This is a genomic window from Paenibacillus sp. FSL M7-0802, assembly GCF_038004945.1.
GTDB lineage: Bacteria > Bacillota > Bacilli > Paenibacillales > Paenibacillaceae > Paenibacillus > Paenibacillus polymyxa_B.
Map to the genome: position 1 here is coordinate 3,974,739 of NZ_JBBOSD010000001.1, position 25,967 is coordinate 4,000,705.

The 25,967-nt window shown below is 46.9% G+C and carries 25 protein-coding genes and 1 riboswitch; of the genes, 18 read left to right on the forward strand and 7 right to left on the reverse strand.

Annotation, left to right across the window (positions count from 1 at the left end):
* Nucleotides 1-31: 31 nt before the first annotated feature.
* Entirely contained in the window at nucleotides 32-199 is a 168-nt protein-coding gene (locus tag MHB54_RS18300; protein ID WP_007431986.1) for a hypothetical protein, read from the reverse strand.
* A 121-nt stretch (nucleotides 200-320) separates the two neighbouring features.
* Between MHB54_RS18300 and MHB54_RS18305 the strand changes: the two genes are divergently transcribed.
* Nucleotides 321-542: an alpha/beta-type small acid-soluble spore protein gene (locus tag MHB54_RS18305; protein ID WP_013311857.1), complete on the forward strand. Its 222-nt coding sequence runs from the start codon at nucleotides 321-323 to the stop codon at nucleotides 540-542.
* A 251-nt stretch (nucleotides 543-793) separates the two neighbouring features.
* Here the strand turns inward: MHB54_RS18305 and MHB54_RS18310 are convergent, their stop codons facing one another.
* The gene (locus tag MHB54_RS18310) at nucleotides 794-1,777 is read right to left on the reverse strand and encodes a metal-dependent hydrolase (RefSeq protein ID WP_023990200.1); all 984 of its coding nucleotides are present in this window, start codon (nucleotides 1,775-1,777) and stop codon (nucleotides 794-796) included.
* Between the two features lie 203 nt (nucleotides 1,778-1,980).
* On the opposite strand from MHB54_RS18310, the gene cyoE reads away from it, so the two are divergent.
* Nucleotides 1,981-2,925, forward strand: a complete 945-nt coding sequence (cyoE, locus tag MHB54_RS18315) for a heme o synthase (protein ID WP_023990199.1) — start codon at nucleotides 1,981-1,983, stop codon at nucleotides 2,923-2,925.
* 89 nt (nucleotides 2,926-3,014) lie between these two features.
* Here cyoE and MHB54_RS18320 read toward each other — a convergent pair whose 3' ends face one another.
* Both MHB54_RS18320 and MHB54_RS18330 read right to left on the reverse strand, forming a co-directional pair.
* Nucleotides 3,015-3,359, reverse strand: coding sequence for a toprim domain-containing protein (locus MHB54_RS18320; RefSeq protein ID WP_029518206.1), 345 nt, complete (start codon nucleotides 3,357-3,359; stop codon nucleotides 3,015-3,017).
* 418 nt (nucleotides 3,360-3,777) lie between these two features.
* Nucleotides 3,778-4,950 (reverse strand): MFS transporter, encoded by a 1,173-nt coding sequence (locus MHB54_RS18330; RefSeq protein WP_076264901.1) that lies wholly within the window; start codon nucleotides 4,948-4,950, stop codon nucleotides 3,778-3,780.
* Between the two features lie 223 nt (nucleotides 4,951-5,173).
* On the opposite strand from MHB54_RS18330, the gene MHB54_RS18335 reads away from it, so the two are divergent.
* From MHB54_RS18335 to MHB54_RS18365, 7 genes are all read left to right on the forward strand, one after another.
* Complete coding sequence (locus MHB54_RS18335) at nucleotides 5,174-5,656, forward strand: hypothetical protein (RefSeq protein ID WP_053326064.1); 483 nt, start codon at nucleotides 5,174-5,176, stop codon at nucleotides 5,654-5,656.
* 16 nt (nucleotides 5,657-5,672) lie between these two features.
* Nucleotides 5,673-6,824, forward strand: a complete 1,152-nt coding sequence (locus MHB54_RS18340; protein ID WP_264454553.1) for a transglutaminase domain-containing protein — start codon at nucleotides 5,673-5,675, stop codon at nucleotides 6,822-6,824.
* A gap of 20 nt (nucleotides 6,825-6,844) precedes the next feature.
* Complete coding sequence (locus MHB54_RS18345) at nucleotides 6,845-8,926, forward strand: peptidoglycan D,D-transpeptidase FtsI family protein (RefSeq protein ID WP_264454554.1); 2,082 nt, start codon at nucleotides 6,845-6,847, stop codon at nucleotides 8,924-8,926.
* A 181-nt stretch (nucleotides 8,927-9,107) separates the two neighbouring features.
* Nucleotides 9,108-11,186, forward strand: coding sequence for a peptidoglycan D,D-transpeptidase FtsI family protein (locus MHB54_RS18350; RefSeq protein ID WP_264454555.1), 2,079 nt, complete (start codon nucleotides 9,108-9,110; stop codon nucleotides 11,184-11,186).
* Nucleotides 11,187-11,268: 82 nt separating this feature from the next.
* Nucleotides 11,269-12,018 (forward strand): Cof-type HAD-IIB family hydrolase, encoded by a 750-nt coding sequence (locus MHB54_RS18355; RefSeq protein ID WP_023990191.1) that lies wholly within the window; start codon nucleotides 11,269-11,271, stop codon nucleotides 12,016-12,018.
* Nucleotides 12,019-12,069: 51 nt separating this feature from the next.
* On the forward strand, nucleotides 12,070-12,549 hold the full coding sequence (locus MHB54_RS18360) for a DUF456 domain-containing protein (protein ID WP_023990190.1): 480 nt from the start codon (nucleotides 12,070-12,072) through the stop codon (nucleotides 12,547-12,549).
* Between the two features lie 138 nt (nucleotides 12,550-12,687).
* A complete protein-coding gene (locus MHB54_RS18365; RefSeq protein ID WP_023990189.1) occupies nucleotides 12,688-14,322 on the forward strand; it encodes a putative polysaccharide biosynthesis protein in 1,635 nt (544 codons plus the stop codon).
* Nucleotides 14,323-14,339: 17 nt separating this feature from the next.
* Here the strand turns inward: MHB54_RS18365 and MHB54_RS18370 are convergent, their stop codons facing one another.
* Nucleotides 14,340-15,629: a DUF2515 family protein gene (locus MHB54_RS18370; protein WP_023990188.1), complete on the reverse strand. Its 1,290-nt coding sequence runs from the start codon at nucleotides 15,627-15,629 to the stop codon at nucleotides 14,340-14,342.
* Between the two features lie 236 nt (nucleotides 15,630-15,865).
* On the opposite strand from MHB54_RS18370, the gene MHB54_RS18375 reads away from it, so the two are divergent.
* From MHB54_RS18375 to MHB54_RS18410, 8 genes are all read left to right on the forward strand, one after another.
* Nucleotides 15,866-16,210 carry a thioredoxin family protein gene (locus MHB54_RS18375; protein WP_023990187.1) on the forward strand — a complete coding sequence of 115 codons (345 nt, stop codon included), beginning with the start codon at nucleotides 15,866-15,868 and terminating at the stop codon, nucleotides 16,208-16,210.
* Between the two features lie 173 nt (nucleotides 16,211-16,383).
* Nucleotides 16,384-17,316, forward strand: a complete 933-nt coding sequence (locus tag MHB54_RS18380) for a COX15/CtaA family protein (protein WP_053326059.1) — start codon at nucleotides 16,384-16,386, stop codon at nucleotides 17,314-17,316.
* A 129-nt stretch (nucleotides 17,317-17,445) separates the two neighbouring features.
* A complete protein-coding gene (locus MHB54_RS18385; RefSeq protein ID WP_264454557.1) occupies nucleotides 17,446-19,212 on the forward strand; it encodes a UbiD family decarboxylase in 1,767 nt (588 codons plus the stop codon).
* A 51-nt stretch (nucleotides 19,213-19,263) separates the two neighbouring features.
* Complete coding sequence (locus tag MHB54_RS18390) at nucleotides 19,264-19,989, forward strand: Cthe_2314 family HEPN domain-containing protein (RefSeq protein ID WP_076159662.1); 726 nt, start codon at nucleotides 19,264-19,266, stop codon at nucleotides 19,987-19,989.
* Between the two features lie 125 nt (nucleotides 19,990-20,114).
* A riboswitch (SAM riboswitch) is annotated at nucleotides 20,115-20,254 on the forward strand.
* Between the two features lie 136 nt (nucleotides 20,255-20,390).
* Nucleotides 20,391-21,413, forward strand: coding sequence for a methionine ABC transporter ATP-binding protein (locus MHB54_RS18395; RefSeq protein ID WP_053326058.1), 1,023 nt, complete (start codon nucleotides 20,391-20,393; stop codon nucleotides 21,411-21,413).
* Entirely contained in the window at nucleotides 21,410-22,078 is a 669-nt protein-coding gene (locus MHB54_RS18400) for a methionine ABC transporter permease (RefSeq protein WP_025723588.1), read from the forward strand. The genes MHB54_RS18395 and MHB54_RS18400 overlap by 4 nt, the downstream gene beginning before the upstream one ends.
* A 74-nt stretch (nucleotides 22,079-22,152) precedes the next feature.
* Entirely contained in the window at nucleotides 22,153-22,995 is an 843-nt protein-coding gene (locus MHB54_RS18405; protein WP_023990181.1) for a MetQ/NlpA family ABC transporter substrate-binding protein, read from the forward strand.
* 143 nt (nucleotides 22,996-23,138) lie between these two features.
* Nucleotides 23,139-23,903: an SDR family oxidoreductase gene (locus MHB54_RS18410; RefSeq protein ID WP_023990180.1), complete on the forward strand. Its 765-nt coding sequence runs from the start codon at nucleotides 23,139-23,141 to the stop codon at nucleotides 23,901-23,903.
* 92 nt (nucleotides 23,904-23,995) lie between these two features.
* Here MHB54_RS18410 and MHB54_RS18415 read toward each other — a convergent pair whose 3' ends face one another.
* Nucleotides 23,996-24,241, reverse strand: a complete 246-nt coding sequence (locus MHB54_RS18415) for a NifU family protein (protein ID WP_013311836.1) — start codon at nucleotides 24,239-24,241, stop codon at nucleotides 23,996-23,998.
* Nucleotides 24,242-24,328: 87 nt separating this feature from the next.
* On the opposite strand from MHB54_RS18415, the gene MHB54_RS18420 reads away from it, so the two are divergent.
* On the forward strand, nucleotides 24,329-24,586 hold the full coding sequence (locus MHB54_RS18420; protein ID WP_023990179.1) for a YuzB family protein: 258 nt from the start codon (nucleotides 24,329-24,331) through the stop codon (nucleotides 24,584-24,586).
* Nucleotides 24,587-24,704: 118 nt separating this feature from the next.
* Here the strand turns inward: MHB54_RS18420 and MHB54_RS18425 are convergent, their stop codons facing one another.
* The gene (locus MHB54_RS18425) at nucleotides 24,705-25,772 is read right to left on the reverse strand and encodes an NAD(P)/FAD-dependent oxidoreductase (RefSeq protein ID WP_069080299.1); all 1,068 of its coding nucleotides are present in this window, start codon (nucleotides 25,770-25,772) and stop codon (nucleotides 24,705-24,707) included.
* Nucleotides 25,773-25,967: the final 195 nt, after the last annotated feature.

The window sequence follows — 25,967 nt, forward strand, 5'->3', positions numbered from 1 at the left end:
GCGAACGGATTAGGCCTTTTATAAGATTGGATTAGGAGCGGCGTTGTCGAGCTTTGACCACGAAACCCCAGCCGATATTGCCGACAGATAATAGCCCCAGTAGAATGGCAAGCCATGCGGAATAACTGATGGATATAGCGGCTGCGGTCAGCAGGACAATGGATGAAACGGCGAACCATAGGGATAAACCTTTGCTCATTGGTAAAAACCTCCAGTGTTCGAATGTTGAATTTCAGGAATAAGTAGTTGTAAGCGAGCCATAATAATCTTGCAAGCTTGCAATGAACCTCACTCACAAAGAACTGAAAGGAGATTCAAATATGAGCAGACGTCGTTCAAACAACCTGCAAGTACCGCAGGCCAACGCCGCTTTACAACAATTAAAATATGAGGCAGCTCAAGAACTTGGCATCACCATCCCTCAGGACGGTTACTTCGGTAATGTTGTTTCCCGCGAAACAGGTTCGCTTGGGGGATATATCACGAAAAAGCTGGTCCAACAAGCAGAACAATCCTTGTCGGGCAGCAGCCGTTTGCAGTAATACACATAAACACTCCATCTTGGAAGCTGTATTATGAGCAACTGTGATGAAGAAAATCCGGAGCGATCATGCTCCGGATTTTTTTACGCATGGCTTATGACCATTGTGAATCACGCAAGTCCGCTTCGTCAAGAGGGCGCTTTCATGAGATCTGATTTTTTGCGGGAATGACCAAAAAAAGCAAGCTCCCAGATTAAGGGGAACTTGCTGTCTGTTGTTCATACGGCTTGTTGTTAGCTTGTAAGCAGGTTTTAATTCGTATGCAGGGAAAGGCGTTTTTGCATCTTTTCGTCACTGAGCCATCCAATATAGCTGTTGATCAGTCCGAACTGCTTATCCATCGCGACCACAGCCACGAATGGATATTGTCTCCGGTGTCGATACCTCACGTCTCCCCATCGCACAATGTAGCCCCATTCCAGTTCCTCCACCTCGGCAACGGCAAAGGAGGAAAAATAGCGAAATGCCTGCACATCGCGATAGGATTTAGATGCTTCTACGGCAGGATGTGTGGATGGAATTGCATGTTTCGTCCAAAATAAGTGTTTGCCATTTAATCCGCCAATGTCATAACTTCCATTCTGATGAGCTTTTACCACATGCCACCGGTTCCATGATACGGTGGGAATGATATAATAGATGTCGCCCTCCTGACGCTCATTGTCCATATTACGTACCGCTTTTCTGGTTATAAAATGACTCCAGGTTCGCCAAATGTAATATAGGCCAATAATAACGTACAACGTAATAAATAAGGGAGCGGGTGGAGTCAATCCGGTGATCCACAGCATAATCGCAGCAACATGGGTGCCAAAAATAAAGGGATCGAAAATATGGATGATATTCCAAGATATCCACTTGTTTGTAAACGGTCGGAATGCCTGTGTTCCGTACGTATTAAATAAATCTGTGAATACATGCAGGCAGACGGCAATCGTTACCCATAATGCTACATGACCTGGGGGCACATCTCTGAAGATCAGGCAAATCAGTCCTGTTATGGACAAGATCCATATCAACCAGAAGGGAATTGAATGCGACAGTCCACGGTGATTGCGAATGTAGGCTGCATTGTTTTTCAACCGAAGCAAAGTGTCAAAATCCGGAGCTTGTGACCCTACGACTGTAGCGAGCAGTATGACTGCGGCCAACTTTGGATCTCCGGCGACGACAGGATCAGTGTAGGCCAGCCCGGCCAATCCGATTCCCATGACAAAGTGTGTGGCTGTATCCATATCTGTCGCTCCTTTTGTATTGTTTCCTGTACTTATTACTACCCAAATTTACTGTAAACGATCAGCAGGGGCGATTTGCCATCGGAATTGTGAACGTTTTGTGCGTTTTCTGTCAAACTTTTTGGGGTAGGTATATGATAAAATTTATATCGGAGTTCAACTTACTCCCGAATTCATACATCTCTAAGGGGGAGTTACTCACAATGGATAATATAAGTTATAAGACTTCTTCGGATGCGGCTACCTATTCTGTAAAATCTAAACCACCCGGTAAAGCGGGCACTTGGAAAGATTTTATTACAGTTACCAAGCCAGGCATCCTTCGTACCAATCTGGTTGCAGCCTTTGGTGGTTTTTGGTTAGCATCGCAATGGGATGTTGACTATATAAAGCTAATTCTTACACTTTTAGGTACAATGCTGGTTATGGCGTCTTCTTGTGTTTTTAACAACTATTTTGACCGTGAGCTGGATTTGAAAATGGAGCGTACACGTAATCGCTCACTGCCAACAGGGCGTCTGACCCCTACAACGGTGTTGTCATACGCTATTATTTTGGGCGTTGTTGGGTTAGCTGTTCTATTCTCCTTCTCTGGTGTAACGGCAGGATTACTGGGATTACTTGGTATGTTCGTCTACGTCGGTATTTATACACTTTGGTTAAAACGTTCGTCTACATGGAGCACATCCATCGGCGGTATTTCTGGTGCAATGCCTCCGGTGATTGGTTATGTGGCCGCTTCGGGTCGTATTGATATGGGCGCTTGGCTCTTATTCGCTCTCCTGTTCTTATGGCAGCCTCCTCACTTTTGGGCACTTGCTATTCGCAGAGTTGAGGAATATCGCGCAGCAGGATTTCCGTTGTTGCCAGTCGTAAAAGGTATCCATCGGACGAAGATTCAGATGATTCCTTATATTGTATTGCTGATTCCGGTACCCATCCTTATGTATGCTTATGGATATGCCGGTATGATTTTTATGATCGTGTCCGTGTTACTGTCCGTGCTGTGGGCATTCTATGCCTTTAAAGGTTTTACGATTAAGGAAGAAGAAACGGATTCCTGGGCGAAGAAAGTATTTTTCTTTTCCATTAACCATCTGACACTCAGTTTCTTGCTGATGATCGTCGATACGGTTCATAAGTTCTAATGTCATTTTAGAGGCATTTTATAGTGCACCATATAGCTGTCCAACAGGCATGAAAGCGGCCTGAGGACAGCTTTTTGTTATTTTAAAGACTAAAGAACAGGTGGCGGGTATATAATGTATTCTTCCAACCCTGCTTTTTCCAATTGAGCGATCACATATTCGTCTGGAGTGCCTTCTACGCCAGCGTATCCTTTGCGGGTATACATATGGTAGGCATCCGGAAAAGAGTCTGCAAGTACACCCCTTATTTTTTTCCCTGAGCTGTCATTGTCCATAAATAAATATATTTCGTCGTGCTTGGCCCGCTTGTGGAGGGATTCCAGTTTTATAGAGTTTAGTGTGCCGAAGGTGCATAAAATGTGGACCTCCGGGTCAAGTAATCGGCGAAGTTTGCTGCGGTCATTTTTCCCTTCGACGATCACGGTTATCGCCATGTAAGCTCACCCCTTGTCTGATACATATGCTCGAAATTCCCCGGGAAATGAAGAATATGTGTATAGTGTAGCTCCAAATAGGGTTCTCATGCAAAAAATAACAAAACAGCCTGCCAGAAGTGGCAGGCATGGGCACAAGGGGCAACATGTTAGGGCAATTCGGACATTAAATCCAGCAAGTACGGAGAATGATGACGAGTAAAATATAAAGAACAAGAATGGTGCCAGTTGAAGTTCCAAAAACAGGGCAAGGGTTTACAGGATGACAGTGGCTCACAGGCTGCACCTCCCTTTGTTAGTGAATGTTCAGTCAAAATAGTCTATGTGGATAGGGGAATGGTGTACTGTGCATTTGCCCTCTTGAACGGCATTTTGGGCTTTAAAGGTAGCATATTAGCAAACCACTGCCTCAGACTAGCTAGGAATGATAAGGTCCTGAGGCAGACAGTGGCGGCGTCGGAGATAAGCGCTTAACGGGAACGAATAGCAGGCCAGCCATCAGAATCAGAAATGCGATAAAAAAAGGAGAAATGTGATCGGGTAGCTGACCTGCCAGTACAGGTCCGGCAAAGGAGCCGATAGATGTTGCAATAGACTGTAGTGCAAAGGTTTTGCCCAGTCGCGCACCTCCAATTCGTATGAAAAGAGAGGCCAGCGCTGGAAAAATGATGCCTTTGGCTGTTCCCAAAATAAAAAGTATGATGCCAATCGCCGCTTCGGGCGTGGTGGCGAGTGCGTAAAAACTTAGAGACATCAAAATAATGCCACAAAGTAGTCGCGCCATGGGTGAATATTTGTTCAGAAACAGCAGGCTGAGCGTACAAAGTGCTCCCAAACTGATGATGGAAAAGAGCAATCCGGTGGACATCATGGACGCAGAACCGTTATTCCGTAATGGAATTTCGTAAAATAAAATGCCTTGTGCACACGCCAAAACAAAAGGCAGGAGCAGGTAACGCCAATTGAATGGTAAACGCGTCTTCTGTGCCCCGGATAGTGGAGCGGGTGTCGCATGACCATCTGATAATTGGGCCTGTGGAGCGGGAGCTCTTTTGGGCAAGGTGAAATAAGCCATAAGTCCCGTGACTACGAGAATGATGCCAAGGGAACTAAACGTCTCACTAAAGCCGAAACTGGCTACGATAAATGCGCCGGCGGCTGGAGACAGGACAGAGGCCAATGTGTGAACGACACCATGTCCCGACATATATTTGCCCTGCGTAACTGGATGATCGGATAGCTGTGCCAACATGGCCAGACAGGCTGGAGATAAAAAGGCCAACACAAAACCGCTAATCGCCCGAAGAAAAAGTAATTCCCACGGTGTGTGGATGTACGATTGAATGATAAGAATGATGCCTGCGGCTGTTAGGCTGAACATAATATATCGGCGGCTGCCGTGTTTGTCGACCTTGGGGCCGGCCATCAAATTACCAGGCAGGTGAGTTAGAGAGTAAATCCCCATCATCCAGCCAATAAAAGTAGGTGCTGCACCCAGGGAGATAGCGAATGGTGTCAAAATAGGATATTGTGCATGCAGATCGAAAAAAGCAATGAATAAAAAGAGATACAGCCAGAGGGCTGTTTTCATGGGATGACCCCCTTCCCTAATGTAAACTTTCATGTTGTACCACGTATTGGCCCTTCCTAAGTTGTACGCTGGAGTGGACGAACATAGACCACTTTGTATGGACAAGAATTGAATAACAAGGTATGTAAAAGAGCTAAGCTGACAGGGCATCACGTAATCATGTATAATTACAGAGACAATTTTGTGATTTAAATGATGTAGTTGAAAACGGGAGTGTAGCGAAATGGATAAGGGCGTCTGGACAGAGTTTTTGGAACATAATTGGCAGATCGTTCAGGATAACTGGCTGTATATATTAATTGGGCTTGTCCTATTGTTAGTCATATTGAAGGTTGTAAGAACTCTCATAAAATGGCTGATTGTTATTGTCGTAATTGCAGGCTTGCTTATCTACAGTGGCATTTCCTTTGAACAGGTCGGCAAGGTCGTTACTCAGGCAAAGGATGATGCGATTAACAAGGTTCAGAGCGAGGCTTTGAACATGATGATCAAAGAGGGACGGGATGCCCAATACACATCCAACGCGGATGGTACGTTTTCGGTAACCAGCTCCAACCTGGAAGTGAAAGGTCCATTTGATGGTGACAAGGTCAAGGTATGGTTTCAGGGGATGTCGCTGGGCGAGTGGAGTATGGGCGATACCGTCAAGAAATATATCGAAGGTGCGAAAGGCTCGGCTGTAACACAGTCGCCACAGTCGCCGTAGAGACAGGAGGAACACAATGAAACCATCCTGGCTGGAGCCTATTCTTCATTGGAATGGCGTGACGGTGTTTTTGATTGTCATTGTACTGCTGTCGTTGATTCAGGGCTGGAGACGAGGAGCTTCCAGATCTGTAGGGGCGCTGTTCAGTCTCATTGTGGATGGCATACTGACTGTGGCGGGTATTTTGTGCTCGCTCGGATTAGCCATGTGGCTTTCACCGAAGGTACAACAATGGCTGGCGGCTTACATGGAACATTTGCCTCAGCGAGAACTAAGCGGGATTGAGCAATTTTATTATACGTTGGTGGCGGGGTTAGAAGGTTTTCCGCTGCTGCGGTTCGCCGTATTGTTCATGCTCAGTTATGCGATCGCCCAATTTGTACTACGTGCAATTTATGTGTTGATGGTAGGTGGCAAGTCAGATTCTCATCTCCGTGAGCATGAAAAAAAATCAGGCTTTCTCAGCAGGATGGCAGGGGCTGGAATAGGTACTCTTATCGGTGGAGCACGCGCTATCATGGTTATAGCCCTGCTATTCATCGGCGTAAGTCTGTATCCAGACAGCGGGTTTAGCAGCTACGTCCAAGCTTCACCGATTTATAAGCAGGGAGCGCAATCGGTCATTGAGCCGTTATCCGGTACACTGATTAAGGATAAATTGCCCGTATTTACGCAGGCCGTTACCAAGGAATTAAATGGTATCCTGCAGCGAAAATACGAAATGATTGACCGGGAAATTCCGAACGATATCGGTCAGGCTGCGGCCAAGATTACACAGGGGATGAGCGGTGATGAGCAAAAGGCCAGAGCGTTGTATGAATGGGTAGGTACCCGTATTAGCTATGATTTCGGTAAGGTAGAAGCCTATGAGCAGCGTGGTGACTGGCATGAACAGACCCCCAGAGATACGTTTGATACACGTAAAGGAGTCTGCATTGATTATGCCCGCCTGTATGCGATGATGGCTCGGTCGCAGGGACTACAGGTCAAGGTGGTGACAGGGCTTGGATATAACGGACAGGGAGGATATGGTTCCCATGCATGGAATGAAGTGTATTTGAGCGCGCAGGATCAGTGGGTACCGTTAGACCCGACCTGGGCGCAAAGTGGGGACTGGTTTAATCCGCCTGGTTTTGCCCAAACACATATCAAGGATAAAGTGATTTAATAAGGAGTGGAAAAGGGCACATGAGAAAGATAGACAACGAGCAGGGAAAAGACAACGAGACGTCTGATCGAAAAAGATTCAGCTTTCGGATCAATCTGTTCTTTTTCAGCTCGTTCATTATATTTACGGTCATTATTGTAAGACTGGCGATACTTCAATTTGTAGATGGACCTCAGCTTAAGCAGCAGGAGGCCAGTAATGTTACTAAAAATGTACCGCTTACGCCGATTCGCGGAACGATTTATGATTCCACCGGGCAAAACAGACTGGCGTACTCTACACCTGTACAATCGCTGTATATCACGCTCTCCAAGAACTATAGTGACAGTATGGAAAAGTTACGTAATCCTGATAAAAAGCTGTTGCCTGAGCTGGAAAATATGACACAAAAGCTGGCAAATCGGTTTGCTCAATATGGTAATAAAGATGAACCGAAAATGACGGCAGAGCAAATTATGGACGCTATGGACCGAAACTATCAGAGATTTAGCGGTTTTACGCCGCGTCTGATTAAAACGAATCTTAATAAAGATGAAGTTGCCTATTTTATGCAGCATAAGAGCGAGTTCCCCGGGGTAGATGTCGTAGAGGAAACGGTACGTCATTATGATCCCGATACGGTAGCTGTCCAAACGGTTGGCTACATTAAAAGCTATAAAAGTGCGCGTGAAACGTTGGATAAATATAAGAATATTCAAAAATCCATGTCAGCTGAAAATGATCCGGGTCTCATCTATATGGATAACGAGTCTGTAGGCTTTGATGGACTTGAATTTCAATATCAGGAACAGTTGCGAGGGAAAAATGGTTATAAAACCGTTCCGATAGATCCGCGCAATATGCCGGAAGGTGTAGATTCCGTTACTCCTCCGCAAAAAGGAGATAATGTCTATTCCACGATTAACAAAGAAATTCAGGTTAAGACTGAAAATGCCATTATGGATCAATTGAGATGGCTCCATACACACGCGGTTTCTGGAAAGACTCATCCTTATGCCAAAACAGGCTTCGCTGTGGCTATGGAAGTGGATACTGGTAATGTGGTAGCCATGGCGAGCATGCCGGATTATGATGCGAATTACTGGCAAACGGGTACAATTTCGACAGATAAATATAAAGAGATTGAACATGTGTATCAAAACGCCACAATTAAGAACGTTGGCTCTGGCCAATCTGGACAGCACCCTGATTCTACTGTACTTCTTGGATCAACTATTAAACCGCTGTCCGTTCTTATTGGATTGGAAGAAGGACTATTTACAACAAATACGTACTATCAAGATACAGGAGCGGCTTATTTCGGACGTAACAACTCCTCACGGGTGCGCAACTCATCTGGTCATGTGTACGGTTCAATGGACCCGGCAACCGCTATTCGCCATTCCTCCAATGCCTTTATGGTCGATATGGTTGGCAAACGCTTATATAACAAATACATCAACAATACCGCAGAAGACCAGGGCGTTAACGTATGGGATCGTTATATGAAGGAGTTTGGATTAGGTGTTTCTACTGGAGTAGACTTGCCCGGTGAGTTCCGGGGTTGGCGGGAGTACACGAGTAAATCAGAGTCAGCACTTTCTAAATTGGCATATGCATCCTTTGGTCAACAAGGTAAATATACACCTATGCAACTTGCCCAATACACAACGATGATTGCTACCAAGGGTAAACGTATGGAGCCGCATTTGGTCAGTCAAATTAAAGATACCAACGGCAATGTAGTTCAAACAATTAAGCCGAAGGTGCTGAATGAAGTGAAATTTCCGGATGCATACTGGAATGAAGTCATACGAGGGATGGCAACAGATGTCAGCGCATTTAAAGGTTTCCCTTATGACTTTGCTCGCAAAACGGGGACATCACAGCAAAGTGTGGGCAGAGAACTAAAAGATAACGGGGTATTTATTGCCTTTGCCCCACGTCAGAATCCCAAGCTGGCCGTAGCCGTTGTCATTCCTGAAGGAGGCTTCGGGGCCTGGAGTGCTGGACCTGTGGCACGTAAAATCTTTGATGCCTACGACGAAGTTTATGGATTGGACGGGGTACCTAAGAAAAAGGATGCCACAGCAACCGATCCTAACGCAATCAAACAGCCATAATCATTTTATACGATATCATTTCATGAAAGCTTCTCTTAGCCTTAGGGCTGAGGGAAGCTTTTTTATGTTTTTTCTACGTTTTCTTACAAAATTGTCATCTTAGAATTCATCGTTTATTGTTTTAGATATGGTAGGATCAGGAATATGAAACCCTAATCGGAAGGAGTAATGACCAGCTAATATGGACAGAGGAAGTTTGGATAAAAAGTTTTCATTTAAAAAGAAAAATGTTGAAGAGAATGAAGAGTCACGAAAAAAACGGACGGTTTTACGAACCAACCTACTGTTTTTTAGTGCTTTTGTGCTGTTTGCCCTGATCATTACCAGACTAGCTGTATTGCAGTTTGTACAATCGGAGGAGCTGAAGGGCCAGCAGCAATCCGTAAATACGAAAAATGTCCCGTTAGCCCCGAGTCGCGGCACGATTTATGATTCTACAGGTACGGTTAAGCTGGCATATTCGACTCCAGTACAGTCCCTGTATGTAACTTTATCTAAGGATTATAGCAAGCGTACGGAGAAAGATCGCAAGCCGGGGGAAAAGCTGCTCCCTGAGCTCAATGCTTTTGCTGCCAAGCTTGCTGCCAAATTAAACGAACTGGGTCGTAACGAAGGAGAGCAGCTTAATGCAGAGGAAATAAAAAAGCGACTGGACCCGGACTATAATCAATATAGGGGATTTACCCCACGTTTGGTCAAATCCGACCTGAGTCGGGAGGAAATCGCTTATTTTCTGGAACATCGGACAGAGTTCCCTGGTGTAGAGGTTGTAGAAGAAAGTATACGCCATTATGACCCGGATCGGGTGGCGGTACAAATGATTGGATATATGTACAAGTTCAAAGGAGCTCGAACGAACCGGCCCAAATATAAAGAGCTCTATGAAGCTAATTCGGAGGTTCTAAGACCGACACAGGTGTATTCGGAAAGTGAAACGGTCGGATATGATGGCTTGGAGCTTCAGTACCAGGATGAGCTGAGAGGAAAAAACGGATATAAAACGGTAGAAGTCAATCCGCGCAGCATGCCGGAGGGCATTGAATCCATTACTCCTCCTGAAAAAGGACATCATTTATATTCCACCATTAACAAGGAAATTCAGCAGAAAACCGAACAGGCCATTATGGATCAGCTTCGCTGGCTTCATACTCATGCCGTATCGGGGAAGCTTCATCAAGACGCTACCACTGGCTTCGCTGTAGCGATGGAGGTAGAGACCGGAAATATCGTGGCAATGGCCAGTATGCCGGATTATGACTCTAATGTATGGAAAAGTGGAAGTACCTCGCCTTCGGTATATGACGAAATTCAGCATAAAATGGGAAATGGAACCATTAAATCCGTGCCTAGCGGAAAAGCGGGTCCACATCCAGAATCCTCGGTGCTTCTGGGTTCAACCATTAAACCGCTATCCGTGCTGATCGGGTTGAAGGAAAACCTGTTTTCTCCCGGACAAACTTATCTGGATACGGGAAGTGCGTACTACGGCAAAAATCGCTCCAGCCGGGTTGGGAATTCTAGCGGACATGTGTATGGTTCTTTGACACCTAGCAGGGCAATTGAGGTCTCGTCGAATACGTTTATGGTGGATATGATCGGCAAGCCGCTGTATGGCAAATACGGAAGTAATGCAGGGGTACATCAGGGAATTGACGTATGGGACAAGTATATGAAGGAATTTGGATTAGGCGTTCCGACAGAAGTAGATCTGCCGGGCGAGTGGGCAGGTAGACTTGAGTATACGAGCAAGCATGAAAGTGCGCTGACACGATTGGTGCAGGCATCCTTTGGTCAGCAGGGAAAGTATACGGCGATGCAGCTGGCCCAGTATACGACTGTGTTGGCAACAAAGGGCAAGCGTATGCAACCTCATTTGGTCAGCAAAATTGTAGATGATCAGGGGAATCTTGTACGTGAATTTAAGCCGAAGGTGCTGAATGAGGTCGCTTTTTCAGATACGTACTGGAATACAGTGATTCGAGGTATGGCCACGGATGTTAAAGCCTTTAATGGATTTCCTTATGATTATGCCCGCAAAACGGGGACTTCCCAGCAGCTGGTGGGACGTACGGTTAAAGATAACGGGGTGTTCATCGCTTTTGCTCCGCGTCAAAATCCGAAGCTGGCAGTAGCGGTCATCATTCCTGAAGGGGGCTTTGGTGCGACGAGCGCAGGACCGGTTGCGCGTAAAATATTTGATGCGTATGACGAAGTATATGGGCTAGATGGTACTCCTAAAAAGCCTCTGGCAGCAAAGTGAGGACTTGAATACTTTTGTGGGCTTCTCTTTTTCATGGTAAAATGTCGTTGGACATAAGGGACATACAGGAGGAAGAGAGACTATGGGAGAAAACCAATATAAATACAAACTGCTTGCGCTCGACATGGATGGAACTTTACTGAATGATAATCATGAAATTTCCTTGGAAACGATTAACTGGATTAACAAGGCGATTCAGGAAGGGATTCATGTATGCTTGTCCACCGGACGTGCAGCGATGCATGCTCTGCCTTACGGTCAGCAACTCGGCCTGGAGACGCCAATGGTAACCGTAAACGGCAGTGAGGTGTGGAAATCACCCCACGAGTTGTGGCGCCGTTATTTACTTGATAAGGAGCTCGTTCGTAAGATGCACCAAATTGCTGTAGAAACAGGCTCTTGGTTCTGGGCTTACTCAACGGAGGAATTATATAATAGGGATCGTTGGCCGGATACATTGGACACACAGGAGTGGCTCAAATTCGGTTATAATACGGAAAATGACGAAATTCGCCACCAAATTTTACTTAAGCTTCAGGATATGGGTGGACTTGAAATTTCCAATTCTTCGATGACAAATCTGGAAATTAACCCAGCTGGTATATCCAAAGCCAGTGGAATCGCTGAAGTGTGCGATCTGCTTGGCATTACTCTGGAGCAGGTGGTTGCCGTTGGCGACAGTCTGAATGACCTGGCTGTGATTCAAGCGGTTGGACTGGGCGTAGCAATGGGGAATGCTCAGGATACGGTTAAAGAAGCCGCTGATTTGGTCGTGGCTTCGAATAATGACGACGGCATTGTAGAAGTGATCCGTGATTATGTGCTTGTGTAATAAAATGAATAATGCAGCAGGCCGGATGAATGGACGAGAAGGAGGAGGCCCATGGACGTTGTAGGCTGGATTGTTGTTATTGTGCTGTTCATTGTGGGCATGGCCGGGGCGGTATATCCCGTATTGCCGGGGGCGCTCGCCATCTATTTTGCATTTTTTGTATACGGCTGGTTTTTCTCGTTTGCTCCATACAATGCATTGTTTTGGATTATACAAACACTAATCGTCGTTGCCCTTTTTGTTGCGGATTATGCTGTGAATGCGTGGGGTGTCAAGCGATTTGGCGGCTCGCGTCTGTCGGCGATACTGAGTACCATCGGGATTATTATCGGCCCCTTCGTTATTCCGGCATTTGGCCTGATTTTGGGACCATTTATTGGTGCTGTGCTAGGTGAGCTGATAAGCAAAGCCCCACTGGATCGAGCTATAAAAGTGGGCTTTGGCTCTGTATTAGGCCTTTTTACCAGCACCGTGATGAAAGTGATTTTGCAGCTTGCCATGATTATTGTATTCTTAATTTGGGTGTTATGACCCGAGATTCGTTTTGGTTTATTATGATTTGCAGAGACAGAATCGACATGCGGCTCCGCACCGGTGATGGCTCAGGCCATGACTGTTTGTGCGGGGCTTTTGCATGCGTGTGAACAGCAAGAAAGAAGGGAACGCATTTTGTCCAATAAAGAAACATTCCTTAAAGGTACGCTTATTTTAGCCGCTGCCGCCTTGGTGGCCAGAGTGCTTGGTCTGGTACAGCGTGTTCCATTGGAGCATCTGCTCGGTTCCGTCGGGAACGCCTCGTTTACCATTGCGAACAACGCTTATTTGATGCTGCTCACGGTCGCTACGGCCGGAATTCCAAGCACGTTGAGCAAAATGGTTTCAGAACGTTATGCACTGGATCGGCCTTCGGAAGCGCGACGTGTGTATCGTGCGGCTTTGATATTCGCGGCCGCGGCAGGCATTATTATTACAGCGCTGCTGTATTTTGGAGCGCCTTACTTTGCCGAGCATGTAGCAGGGGTTCCGCAATCCGCTTTGGCCATTCAGGCTTTGGCACCAGCATTACTGCTGTTCCCTGCCATTGCCATGATGCGTGGATACTTCCAAGGGCGCGGTAATATGACCGCAGGCGGTATTTCACAAATTGTGGAGCAGGTTGCACGGGTAGCGACCGCTATTGTACTCGCTTTTATTATTTTGAAGCTAGGTTATGGAGATCGCGAGGTTGCGGCTGGGGCTTCCTTTGGAGGTGTCATGGGAAGTCTTGGCGCTCTAGCGGTTATGTTGTACTACACGGTGAAATTGCGTCGCCAGGATCGACAGGATCGTCAAGATCAATTCCAAGAGGAAAGCTCCGCGCTACCGATGATGCGCATTTACAAAGATATTTTCAAGCTTTCCATTCCCATTGTATTGTCGTCTCTGACGGTTCCGGCGGTCAACTTTATTGATACGTCTATTGTGGTGAGACTATTGTCTGGTCAAGTGGGATTGGATCAGGCGACTACTCAGTTGGGTTATCTAGGCTCTCGGGCACAGAGTGTGGCGGGAATTCCGCCGATTTTGGCCATTGCGCTCAGCCAATCGCTTATTCCGATCATTTCAGCGGCATTTGCCCGTAAGGATGAGCAGCATTTACAAAATCAGATGACGCTGGCTTTGCGTATCTCTATTTTGACTGGGATGCCGATTGTGCTGGCTTTATGTGTAACCGCCTATTCTATTAATGGTTTACTGTTTAGCTCGCTTGGAGGCAGTGGTATCATCGCTGTTCTGACACTCGGAACGATATTCCAGATTACGATGATGACTTCTAATTCGATACTGATCGGTATGGGCAAGCCGCGTATTTCAATGGTTAACGTCATGGTCGGTATCGTCGTCAAGTTTGCAGCGAGCTGGCTGCTGGCTGGTTGGCTTGGAATTTATGGGATCATTGCTGCAACCGGATTATGTTTCCTCGTGATCACGTTGCTGAATTTGCGTGTGCTTAAAGGGATTGTCTCCTTTTCCATCATGGGCCGTCGCTGGGCAGGGTTCTTAACCGCAGTCGTCGTCTCGGGAGCTATCGGATACGGTGTAAATGAAGCCTGTATTCTGCTGGTGCATCTGATGCCTGCGCGTGTGGCCTTCTTGATCGCGTGCTGCATTGCCGGGGCAGCTGTACTGGTATGCTACTTGTTGTTGCTGGTTGTACTGCGCGTATTGCGCAGGGACGAGCTGGGCAACTATCCGCGTATGTTGCAAAAGGTACTGCGTCCGTTAATGCGTCTACAGCGTGAGTCCACAGGACAACGAGGCTAAAAGAGTCCCCCAGTCTTTCAGTGGAAAGGTTGCAAGCTGTTATGGGCAACGTGGGCCATTGCTGTTTTTTGAATGCCATGACGATGCTCATGGCGCATGGCAAATAACAGCGGTCGCCTTGGTTCGCTGAGATGTCCAAGTGTGGAGCCGTCCTGAAACCAGTCATACCGGGGGATTGGATCATAAGCTGTATCGGACCAGACGGCGTTCAGCTCCGGACTGTACAGACGTTGTCCTGGCGGTAGCCATTCATGTGCTAAAAGCGTTGCACTTTCATCTAGAGAGTGCAGCGCTTTTTGTTCATTCGGTGTGAACAATCCGGGCCAATAGTCGCTGCGTGAACCTGTATGCGGCACACTGTTAGCGAATGCGGATACCTGGTCCAGCACCTGCTGATGGCCAAAGAGCATAGCATAGAGACTTTTGCCAAAGCCGATCCGCTCGTCCAAATGGCCGAAACGCTCCATTACTAGTCCAGCAAGTCCACCGTTCAGTCCAAGTGGAAATATAACCTGATTTAGCTGGAGCCAGTCATGCAAATAAAACCCCGGCTTGTGTGTCACAAATTTTTGAAAATACGGATCTTTTACCACACGTCCTTCAATATAGTTTTGTTCATTAATGATGAGCGCCACAGTCAACAGAGAGCTATCCCGCCAAGCCCAGAAACGTTCCCAAAAGGGCTTCATGAATGGCGAAACGTGAAAATAAGGCAACAAATGAAAGCAACTTCGACCTAAATGACGGCTGTGCATGTAAAGTTGCAACTGCGGATAAGCGTCTTGAAAAATAAGGGCGTTACAGCGCTCCAGTAGCCGATACAGCCATTCCTTTTCCTGTTCACCGAACAGGTTGCCAATCAGTCCCCCTTTCAGATCGGTCATATTATAGCCGCCATTACGAGAAACCAGGTGGGCCAGTAATGCCCAATGTAACTCCGGGTAGCCACGATAGCATTCAAGGTAAGCGGCAGTGCGGGTAACGTTGCTGCGATTCTCCTGTGCTGTATCGTTCTTGATCCGTTCCAGTAGCTCACAGTCTGTTTCGCATAAGGGCATATTCAGAGAAGAGGGACGCGTAGCGGGTCCGTTCACCAGCATTATCGCTTCAGCTTCATTCATAGCGGCCTGTGCCGTATGATAATCCCACGCTAGTTCACGCAAGGGGGAGCGTAATTTGCGGGATTCGGTCCAAGCCGCCCGTTTGCCCTCCCAAGCTTCCTCAGCAACACGGGGAACGGAACCCAGTAACTTTAGTCCTCCTTGAAGCTGTCGAGATGCTGAATGGAGCCATTCGGTAAGTGACATGAATAAATAACCTCCTTTCCAACTGCAAGCATCCCCGTATCCTGCCAAGTATGTTGGGTATGCTGTTAGGATGTCGTCGCTTATGTGGATTCTTAAGTATATCTTTAGTATGCCTCAATGAGAGGGCTCCCAATCGGCATGTGAGCAGAATGGGGGAGTGTGCAAAAGCTTCACTTGGCGTTACAATAGAAAGTGCAATCTTTTCAGCACAAAAAGAATTTAAGGAGGAATCATCCATGCAAAAAATCGTCTCTCATGAAGACTTTAATAAGGCAATATCTACTCCGGGCGTAACGGTGGCTGTGTTTAAGGCGGACTGGTGTAAGGATTGTCATTTCATCGATCCGTTCATGCCTGATGTGGAACATCAATATGCAGATAAGCTTACATTAATTGAGATTGATGTAGAACAGGCCGAAAGCGTCAGTCAAGAGCAAAATGTATTGGGGATTCCTAGCTTTATCGCTTACAGTGAAGGGCGAGAACTGGTACGTCTGGTGAACAGACTGCGCAAATCCCGCGAGGAGATTGAGCAATTTTTGGATCGGGCTGTTGAAGTCCACGCGAGCTTGGCAAAATAACATCAAGACATTCAGAAAGCCGCTTCCTTCTCAGGGGGCGGCTTTCTCACGGACACGTTCACATTTTGTCAACAAAGCTCGTATGTCAAGGAACGATATATCAGTTATAATTACTTTAAGTGATCATTTCACAACATATAAAGTGAATAAATATTATATTTGGAAGGATACGGGTGAATTCTTTGAATAACAAAATCAGAATATTAAAATGGCTGGCACTCGTAACATGTATTGTCATGTTTTTGGCTACCTTCGGTGGAGGTGTCGTGACGCGGACGGATTCGGGTCTCGGCTGTGGCCGGGAATTCCCGCTGTGCAATGGCAAGCTGGTTCCGGCACATACGATTGCATCCCTTATTGAGTTCTCTCATCGCTCCGTCAGTGCCATGGCCGGGATTCTTTCTATCGCCTCATTTGTTGGCTTTTTGCTGTTTATGAAGCATCGGAAGGATTTGCAGCTATTCTCGCTGCTCACGCTCATGTTTGTCATCATACAAGGTGCAATGGGGGCGTTGGCTGTCGTCTTTTCCCAATCGGCTGCAGTCATGGGACTGCATTTTGGCTTTGCGCTTATCGCCTTTGCCAGTGCGACTATGATGACGTTGGGGGCCTGGCAGGAGCATGCAGATTCACGCCACACCCCGCGTCTGATTCCTGGGCCTGTCAGTCGGGGCTTTCGTAACTTTATATGGTTATCGACGATCTATACCTATATTGCTGTCTATTCAGGGGCGTTGCTTAGTCACTCGGTCATCCAGAAGGTTGTAAATATTGGGGGCTTCATATCTCCACTGCTGCTTCATCAGATTTCAGCTGGTCTGCTGTTCGTCATTATCTTGGCTGTGGGTCACTACTCATACCGTTATCACCCGAATCACCGGGATATCCGTATATTGGGTGCCGTATCGGTCTTGTTAATCTTGCTTCAAGTGGTGATTGGAATTATCTTGTTGTACGTCAACAAACCTGAAATCTACATGTTTATCGTGCTGGGACATATGCTGGTGATTGCATCGTTGTTCTCCATCTTGGCTTATCTGAGCTATCGTGTATGGCAATTGTCACCGGACCGCAAGCTTGTTCCGACCCAAGCACAACGTACCTAAGCGTTCCATAGATCATAGTCAAGCGGATTTTTGCCCAAGAGGCGTTTTAACACGTATAATAGCATATAAGAAACAAACCAGGCCCGCGAGTTTCTCGAGGGCTTGATTTGCTTAGGAGGAGTCGTCCAGTTGATCTACCAGAATTTGCGCCAATTTATTGAAGCGCTGCGTAAAGAAAATCATCTTAAAATTATAGAGGCACCTGTCGATCCTTACCTGGAGCTGGCTGAGATTCATCGAAGAGTCATTGAGGAAGAAGGGCCGGCACTTCTGTTCACGAATGTAAAAGGAACCCCGTTTCCTGTAGCCAGTAATCTGTTTGGCACAAATCGCCGTGTGGACATGGCTTTTGGTCCGCGCCCAGAGCAGCTGGTGGATGCGATTGTAGGAGCGACCAAAACATTGTTTCCACCTACACCTAAAGCATTGTGGAATGAACGTGGCCTGATTAAGGACATGCTAAAAGTAGGGCTAAAAACAGTATCTCATAGCGAGGCCCCTGTATTGGGAGTTCGCCGTACAGAGGCTCCGCTGGCACCACTGCCTAAAGTGACCAGTTGGCATGAGGATGGAGGGCCGTTTATTACGCTTCCACTCGTGTATACTGAGAAGCCAGGTCAGCCCAAGGATCATAATTTGGGGATGTACCGCATTCAGATTTATGATGATCAGACGACGGGCATTCACTGGCAAATTCATAAAGGCGGCGGTTTCCATTATCATGAAGCGGAGCTGCGTAATGAGCCATTGCCTACGACGATTATTATCGGTGGCCCGCCTGCCCTGATTGCGTCTGCCATTGCGCCAGCACCGGAAAACTTGCCTGAGCTGTTGCTGGCTTCGCTTATTATGGGAGGCAAGCTGCCCATGACAGAAGACCCGCTTGGGGGTCACCGGATTCCAGCAGAAGCAGAATTTGCAATCAGCGGTTATGTACCGCCTCATGAACGCCGTCCGGAAGGCCCGTTTGGTGATCATTTTGGCTATTATTCATTACAGCATGATTTCCCTGTATTTCATGTCAAACATATGCATCACCGCAAGGATGCCATTTATCCGGCAACCATTGTAGGTAAGCCTCGGCAAGAAGACTACTATCTCGGTGAGTTTTTGCAACGTTTGCTGTCGCCTGCCTATCCGCTTGTGATGCCTTCCGTCAAGTCCCTGTGGGCGTATGCGGAAACGGGTGTACATGCGCTAGCAGCGGCAGTGGTACGTGAAAGCTACTCCCGTGAAGCGCTTGTATCCGGTTTTACTATTTTGGGTCAAGGTCAATTGTCGTTGACTAAATTCCTGATGCTGACGGATCGGGTAATTGATTTATCGGACTTTAACCTGCTGCTGGAAACCATTCTGGAGCGATTTAATCCAGCAAGGGATTTATTTATATTCAATCACACGTCACACGATACACTCGATTACACAGGCCGCAAGCTGAATCATGGCAGTAAGGCCATCCTGATGGGGATAGGTGAGCCTGTACGTGAATTGCCTCGTGCTTATGAGGGTGGCGATCTGCCGGGAATTCGTGAAATTGAGCCCTATTGCGGAGGTTGCCTTGTCGTATCGGGTGCGTCCTTTGAGCAGGAGCCTGAGCTGGCGGCACGTGTTTTGGAGCGATTAGCAGCGGGTGAGCAAGAGTGGCCGCTCGTCTTCATTGTAGACGATGCCAAAGAAGTCGTTCGCTCTCAAGCCTCGTTCCTGTGGACGGTATTCACACGCTTTAACCCGGCTACAGATATGTACGCAGACAGCGAAGTGCGTTTGCATCATCTGAACTATAAGCTGCCGATTGTAGTGGATGCGCGTATGAAGCCGGGGTATCCGGATGAGGTGTTACCGCGTGAGGATATTGTTAAGCTTGTAGATCAACGATGGACAAGTTATTTCGCTTGACGCCCTAATTAAACCTACAGCCGGATTTTACATTTATAAGGAGGCGTAAGCATGATACGCAAGCTACTGGGTGAGCCACCACGTGTGAACAAAGGCATCCTGCTAGATGCCATGAATAGCATGTCAGCTATGTTGAACCTGCTGGAGCGGCAAATTCAGGCTGGTGGAGATCCGACCCACGATTTTCGGAAGGCGGATATTTTAACACGCGGTCTAATGTCATCTCTGGATGAACTGGAGCAGAGCCATCATGCTTCCGCCTTTTTCCGTATGAAAGTGAAAGCCGGATATGCTGAAGATATGAGTGAGGATGAAAAATCCGATTATGCGTTATATGTTTTCTTTTATAAAGATGGGTTTGTTCGGGTTTTCTCTATTTTGGATAAGCTGGGTAACTGGCTAAATGATCTGTATGATTTAAAAACAGGGCAGTATAAGGCGCACTATTCTTATTTTACCGTGTTGCGGCAGCTCAAGTATCTCAAAATGCATCCTGTATTGACCGATAATTTAATTGATATCAAGGATACTTACAACGATGCCATCAATCGGCTGCGTAAGCGTCGGAATACGGAGATACACTATATGAATACGGAAATGCAGGATGATCTCTGGCAACGACACCGAGCTTTGTATGGAAAAATCCAACTGGAGGACCTCGATCACCATTTGGAAGATTTGCAGCAGGGCTTGGAAATGGTATGTCGGTCGCTGTCAAACGCCTTTACTTATACTGCGAAACAATGGGAGAATCGGGCAGTACGCCCAAAAATATGATAGAAAATATCCTTTGACAAAGCAATGTAAACTATCTATACTGAAACCTAGTTTCAGAAAAATGCTTGAATTATGTTTTTTTATATAAACTTAACGGACAGCTAAAGCTGGAGTTTAACATATTTTTCTTATCCAGAGAGGTGGAGGGACTGGCCCGATGAAGCCCGGCAACCCGTTCTTTCCCGGTGTAATACACTGGGAGGGAACATGATGGTGCTAATTCCTACAAAACCGCTAGAGTTATAGCGATTTTGGCAGATGAGAAAAGGTTCGCAAGGTGGGGCCCTTTTCATTCTGTGAAAGGGGCTCTTTTTTGTATAAATAAATAGCGATTTTATACAATTCTGAGAGATGACAACTGGTTAAAAGGGTAAGGAAGAAGTGAAGGGGGTCGCAGCACGTTGATAGAGCTTAAGCAGTTAACCAAGCATTATGGCAAAGGCAACCGACGCGTTAATGCGCTATCTGGGTTGAATCTTTCTATAAAGCGTGGAGAAATATTCGGAGTGATTGGTCACTCCGGGGCGGGGAAAAGTACATTGATCCGCTGTATTAATTTATTGGAACGCCCTACTTCAGGTGAAGTATGGGTAGACGGGGTAAACCTCGCTACTGTGAGTCAATCCCAGTTACAGAAGCAACGTCGAAAAATCGGAATGATTTTTCAGCATTTTAATTTGTTATCTTCGGCAACGGTGTATGACAATATTGCATTTCCTTTGCGGTTGGTAAACACTCCCAGGGAAAAGCTGGACATGAAAGTTCGTGAGCTGCTGGAACTGGTGGGTCTGGAAGAACACAGTGGAAAGTATCCGTCACAGCTCTCAGGTGGACAGAAGCAGCGGGTAGGAATTGCACGGGCGCTGGCTAGTGATCCTCATGTATTGCTGTGTGACGAAGCGACTTCTGCGCTTGATCCGCAGACGACGGGGTCTATCCTGAAATTGCTGTTGGATATTAATCAGCGCTTTAATTTAACCATCGTGCTGATTACACATGAAATGCATGTCATTCAAAGCATTTGTGATCGAGTTGGCGTCATTCATCAGGGCGACATCGTGGAGCAAGGCCCAGTGGCGGAAGTATTTTTGAAGCCACAGCACCAGGTAACCAAGGACTTTATCCAACGGGAGTCAGAACATCCCGAGGAGTTGCAAGCAGCGATTGCGGCAGCAGGTGGCGGCGAGTCGGCGCAGGTGGTACGTATCTCCTTCTTGGGCAGTAAAACATATGATGCGATTCTATCGCGTACGGCTCGAAGCACTGGTGTTGATTTTGCGATCTTGCAGGGAACCATATCTACGATTAAAAATGTACCCTATGGACAGCTGATCGTTCGTTTTGAAGGAAACCATGAAGATATAGAGCATACGTTGCGCGAAGTGTCTGGGCAAGGACTTGATGTGGAGGTGATCGGACAATGAGCGAACTTGATTTTTCACAAGTGAGTTGGGAAGAGCTAGGGAATTCTACGCTGGAAACCCTTCAGATGCTCGGGGCATCCGCATTGTTCACCCTCATTATTGGTTTGCCGCTCGGCATATTATTGTTTCTGGCGAGTCGCTCCTCGTTAACTCTGATGAAGGTGATATACATTGTATTATCATTCATCGTTAACATTTTACGTTCCGTACCATTTATCATTTTGATCGTTGCACTTATTCCTTTTACACGATCGCTGGTAGGTACCTCGACCGGGGTGTTGGGAACCATTCCACCATTGGTTATTGGGGCTGCCCCATTCTTCGCACGTCTTGTCGAAACGTCTCTGCGTGAAGTGGACAAGGGCGTCATTGAAGCCGCACAAGCGATGGGTGCCTCGACAGGACAAATTATCCGGCGTGTGCTGTTACGTGAGGCACTTCCGGGTCTGCTCGCTGCATTAACCATTACCGTCGTTACACTCGTATCCTACACGGCAATGTCCGGGATGATCGGGGGCGGTGGACTGGGTACACTGGCTATCAACTACGGCTATTATCGTTATGAAACGGCTGTCATGATCGTTGCGGTCGTGCTGATGGTCGTATTGGTACAATTGCTGCAAATGGCGGGAGATCGTCTCGTGCGGCATTATACTCGAAAATAGGGAAAACATATAGATATCCTTATTGATCAGGACGTCTGATCCTGAATATTACAAATTATTGGAGGGGTAATAACATGAAGAAATGGGTATTGGCTGTACTAAGCTTGACATTAATTGCGGTGCTGGCGGCTTGCGGTACAAAGAGCACAACATCGGATACAAACAATGCGACCGAAAATACAGGCGGATCACCACGTGAAGTGGAGCTGAAAATTGGAGCTTCTCCTGTGCCGCATGCGGAAATTTTGGAAGCGATCAAGCCTCAGTTGGAAAAAGAAGGGGTTCGTCTCCAAGTCGTTCAGTTTAACGACTATGTACAGCCGAACGTACAATTGTTTGACAAGCAACTGGATGCTAACTTCTTTCAACATGTACCTTACTTGGATGTGATGAACAAAGAGCGCAAAATGGATCTGGTTTCTGTGGGCGCAGTTCATTTGGAGCCATTCGGTATCTACTCCCAAAAATATAAAAAGCTTGATGAAATCCCTGATGGCGCAACTGTAGCCATTCCGAACGATGCGACAAACGGAGGCCGCGCATTGCTCTTGTTGGAGAAACAAGGTCTGATCAAGCTGAAAGACGCAAGCAACATTGAAGCTACGGTAAAAGATATTACTGAAAATAAGAAAAACCTGAAATTCAAGGAGCTTGAGGCGGCTATGCTGCCACGTCAGTTGCCTGAAGTGGATATTGCGTTGATCAACACGAACTACGCTCTGGAAGCGAAGCTGAATCCAACGAAGGATGCACTGGCACTGGAAGATAAAGATTCTCCTTATGCTAACGTTCTGGTAGCACGTCCTGATAATAAAGATTCCGAAGCGATTCAGAAGCTAATCAAAGCTTTGCAATCTCCAGAAACTAAAAAATTCATCGAAGATAAATACCAAGGCGCGATTATTCCAGCATTTTAAGCAGGGAACGAGAACGCATTGCACGCAAACCCCAGATTCTCTTGAACAAGAGGACTGGGGTTTCTTTTTGGATGGAGTTGTAGGGGAAGCTTAAATATTTTATACTTGGGGGTGACCGTTCTCTGTGAACAGGAGGAAAATTGTTGAGAGATAAAGTCGCATTCATAACCGGCAGTGCCAAAGGTTTAGGTAAAACGACCGCTTTGCGTCTGGCGGATGAAGGCTGTAATATTGCGCTAAATTATGTGCATAGCCAAGCAGAAGCCGAAGCGCTTAAGCGGGTGATTGAGTCTAAGGGAGTACGCTGCCTGTCTTTACAAGGGGATATCTCTGTTCAGGAAGATATCACGAGGCTGATTGGTGAAGTACAGGATCGGCTGGGCGGAGTCGATATTATGGTGAACAATGCCGGACCGTTCATCCGGGAACGCCGTCTGTTTGCGGATTACAGTGTGGCTGAGATTCATGCCATGATACAAGGAAATCTGGTCGGTACCATGTTGCTGGATCATTTGGTATTGCCCCACATGCGTAGCCAGCATTGGGGACGTATTATTCATTTTGGCTTTGGTCATGCTGGAGAAGCAAGGGCTTGGCCGCATCGTGCCGTCTACGCAGCCGCCAAGGTGGGGCTGGTGTCTTTTACGAAGTCACTGGCTGTGGAGGAAGCTCCTTATGGCATTACGGTCAATATGATCTGTCCAGGGGACATCCGAGGAGCAAATAAGGAAATGTCAATCGCCGATGTCATCGGCATGCAGGATAAAGAGACACCGCGTGGACGTCCGGGGAGCGGAGAGGACATTGCACGAGTGATCGCCTATTTATGTGAGGAGCATTCGGATTTTATAACAGGCAATATTATGGATGTATCGGGAGGTTTAGATCCCATTCGGCCAACCATATAAGCTTAAGTGATCCTTCAGACGCTGTAATACAAAAAAGAGTCTTGAGCTTCGTTACCGAAGTCAAGACTCTCATGATCATTATGCATCAAGCATTAGAATACTTGTACCACTTCTTGGACGCCGTCGACTTCTTCGAGAAGAGCGCGTTCAATCCCTGCTTTCAGCGTGATTGTGGAACTTGGGCAACTGCCGCAAGCGCCTACCAGCTTCAGCTTAACGATGCCGTCTTCAACGTCAACCAGCTCAACGTCGCCACCATCGCGTTGCAGGAACGGACGGAGCTTATCCAGTACATCTGCTACTTCGTCATACATTTGAACGCTTTGTGTTTCGCTCATTAGAATTCAACTCCTTTCCTATACCTTTATTATTATATTACAAAGCGGGCCAAATTAAAATGCCCGTCATCCAAAGCAGGTGAAAAAATGTTAAGGCCTATTATTGAGTTTTGCACCAGTAATATGCATTGGGGTACCGATGAAATCATGTCCAAGCTGGAGCAGAATCCAGATTATGATGTGATTGAATACGGATGCCTAAGCAATTGTGGTCAGTGCAACGCCGAACCCTATGCGATGGTCAACGGTGAGATTGTATCCGCAGATTCAGCAGAGCTTCTGTACGAAGTGATTATGAACAAAATTAAGGAAGCTGAAGCATGGGATAACCTAGATTTGGATTGAAATAGAATGGTCCGTTTAACCAGCTTCCTTTTGTATAGGAAATATACATCATCATACACTCAACAAACAAAGAAGACCTGCTCTGGGAGCGGGTCTTCTTTGTTTGTTGAGCATGCGGTTAGCCAAAATGGCGTTTGGACTTCCAGAGCACGCCGCTTTTAAGCAGGCGTGGTACTCGTCCGCGCAATGAGGTACTGCCCATAAAGCCATAGCCGAACCCGGCCTTCTTGCCAAGTGCGCCTAATGTACCGCGCAGCTTTAAAGGATGCGGATGAGGCGTTTGACCTTTCCACAGGTCGCGTACAATGTGTGCGATTTGCTCCCCTTGCACTTCTGCCGCCTGAGCGCTTGGAGAGTAGGGAAGGCTCGCACAGTCTCCGACCACATACACCTCAGGATGATCTGGTATTTGATAATACTCGTTGAGCACGATACGACCCTGAGGGTCTTTAGGGACGGCTAAATCCTGCACAATTTTTACCGGCTGAATCCCAGCCGTCCATACCACTGCATCCGTTACAATTTGCTCGTCACGGTTATAAATAGCCCCCGGCTCAATACGGGAAACCGCAACATGATTCAGCGCATTTACCTGATGCTCCTTGAACCAAGCATGTACATAGGCAGACAAACGTTGCGGGAATGCCGACAGCACCCGCTCGCCCCGATCCATAATGGTAATATTCAAATCCGTGCGGCTTTCACGTAACTCCGCAGCAATCTCAACACCGCTAAGACCGCCGCCTACAATATGAACATGTCCATATGGCTTGATTTCGTTCAAGCGCAGATAGGTTTGGCGAGTATGGTTAAATGACTGGATCGTACAGCTGTGTTCCTCAGCCCCTGGTGTATTGTGAAAGCGGTCGGTACAACCCAACGCAATGACAAGCTGGTCATAGGGCAAGGGTTCACCGTCTTGAAAATGGACAATCTTATTCTCCAGATCCATCGAGGTGACCTCTCCATATTTGCGAATAAGACGTTGTTCATCTGGAAAATGCACCCGCAAATCAAAATCAGAAACCGTACCTGCCGCTAGGGAATAGTACTCTGTTTTCAACCCCTGAAAGGGCATTCGATCCACTAAAATAACTTGAACATCGTCGGGAATGTGTTTATCCAGCAATTCTTTGGCAATGGTAAGGCCGCCATAGCCGCCCCCCAGAATAACGAAATTTTTCATCAAAATCCGCCTTCCTTTCGCTACCGTGTCCCCGGCAAATGGTCTGGTGTCTTATCGATCAAACACAAGTTTTTGTTGTTATAAAACCCGAGAATCGGGCCTGCCTTTGTCAGGCAGACCAGCGTATTCCGAGGCAGCATGATGCTGCATGGTGTGAGTAATGGGGATGAAATGCTCGCGGGAAATCTGAATCCG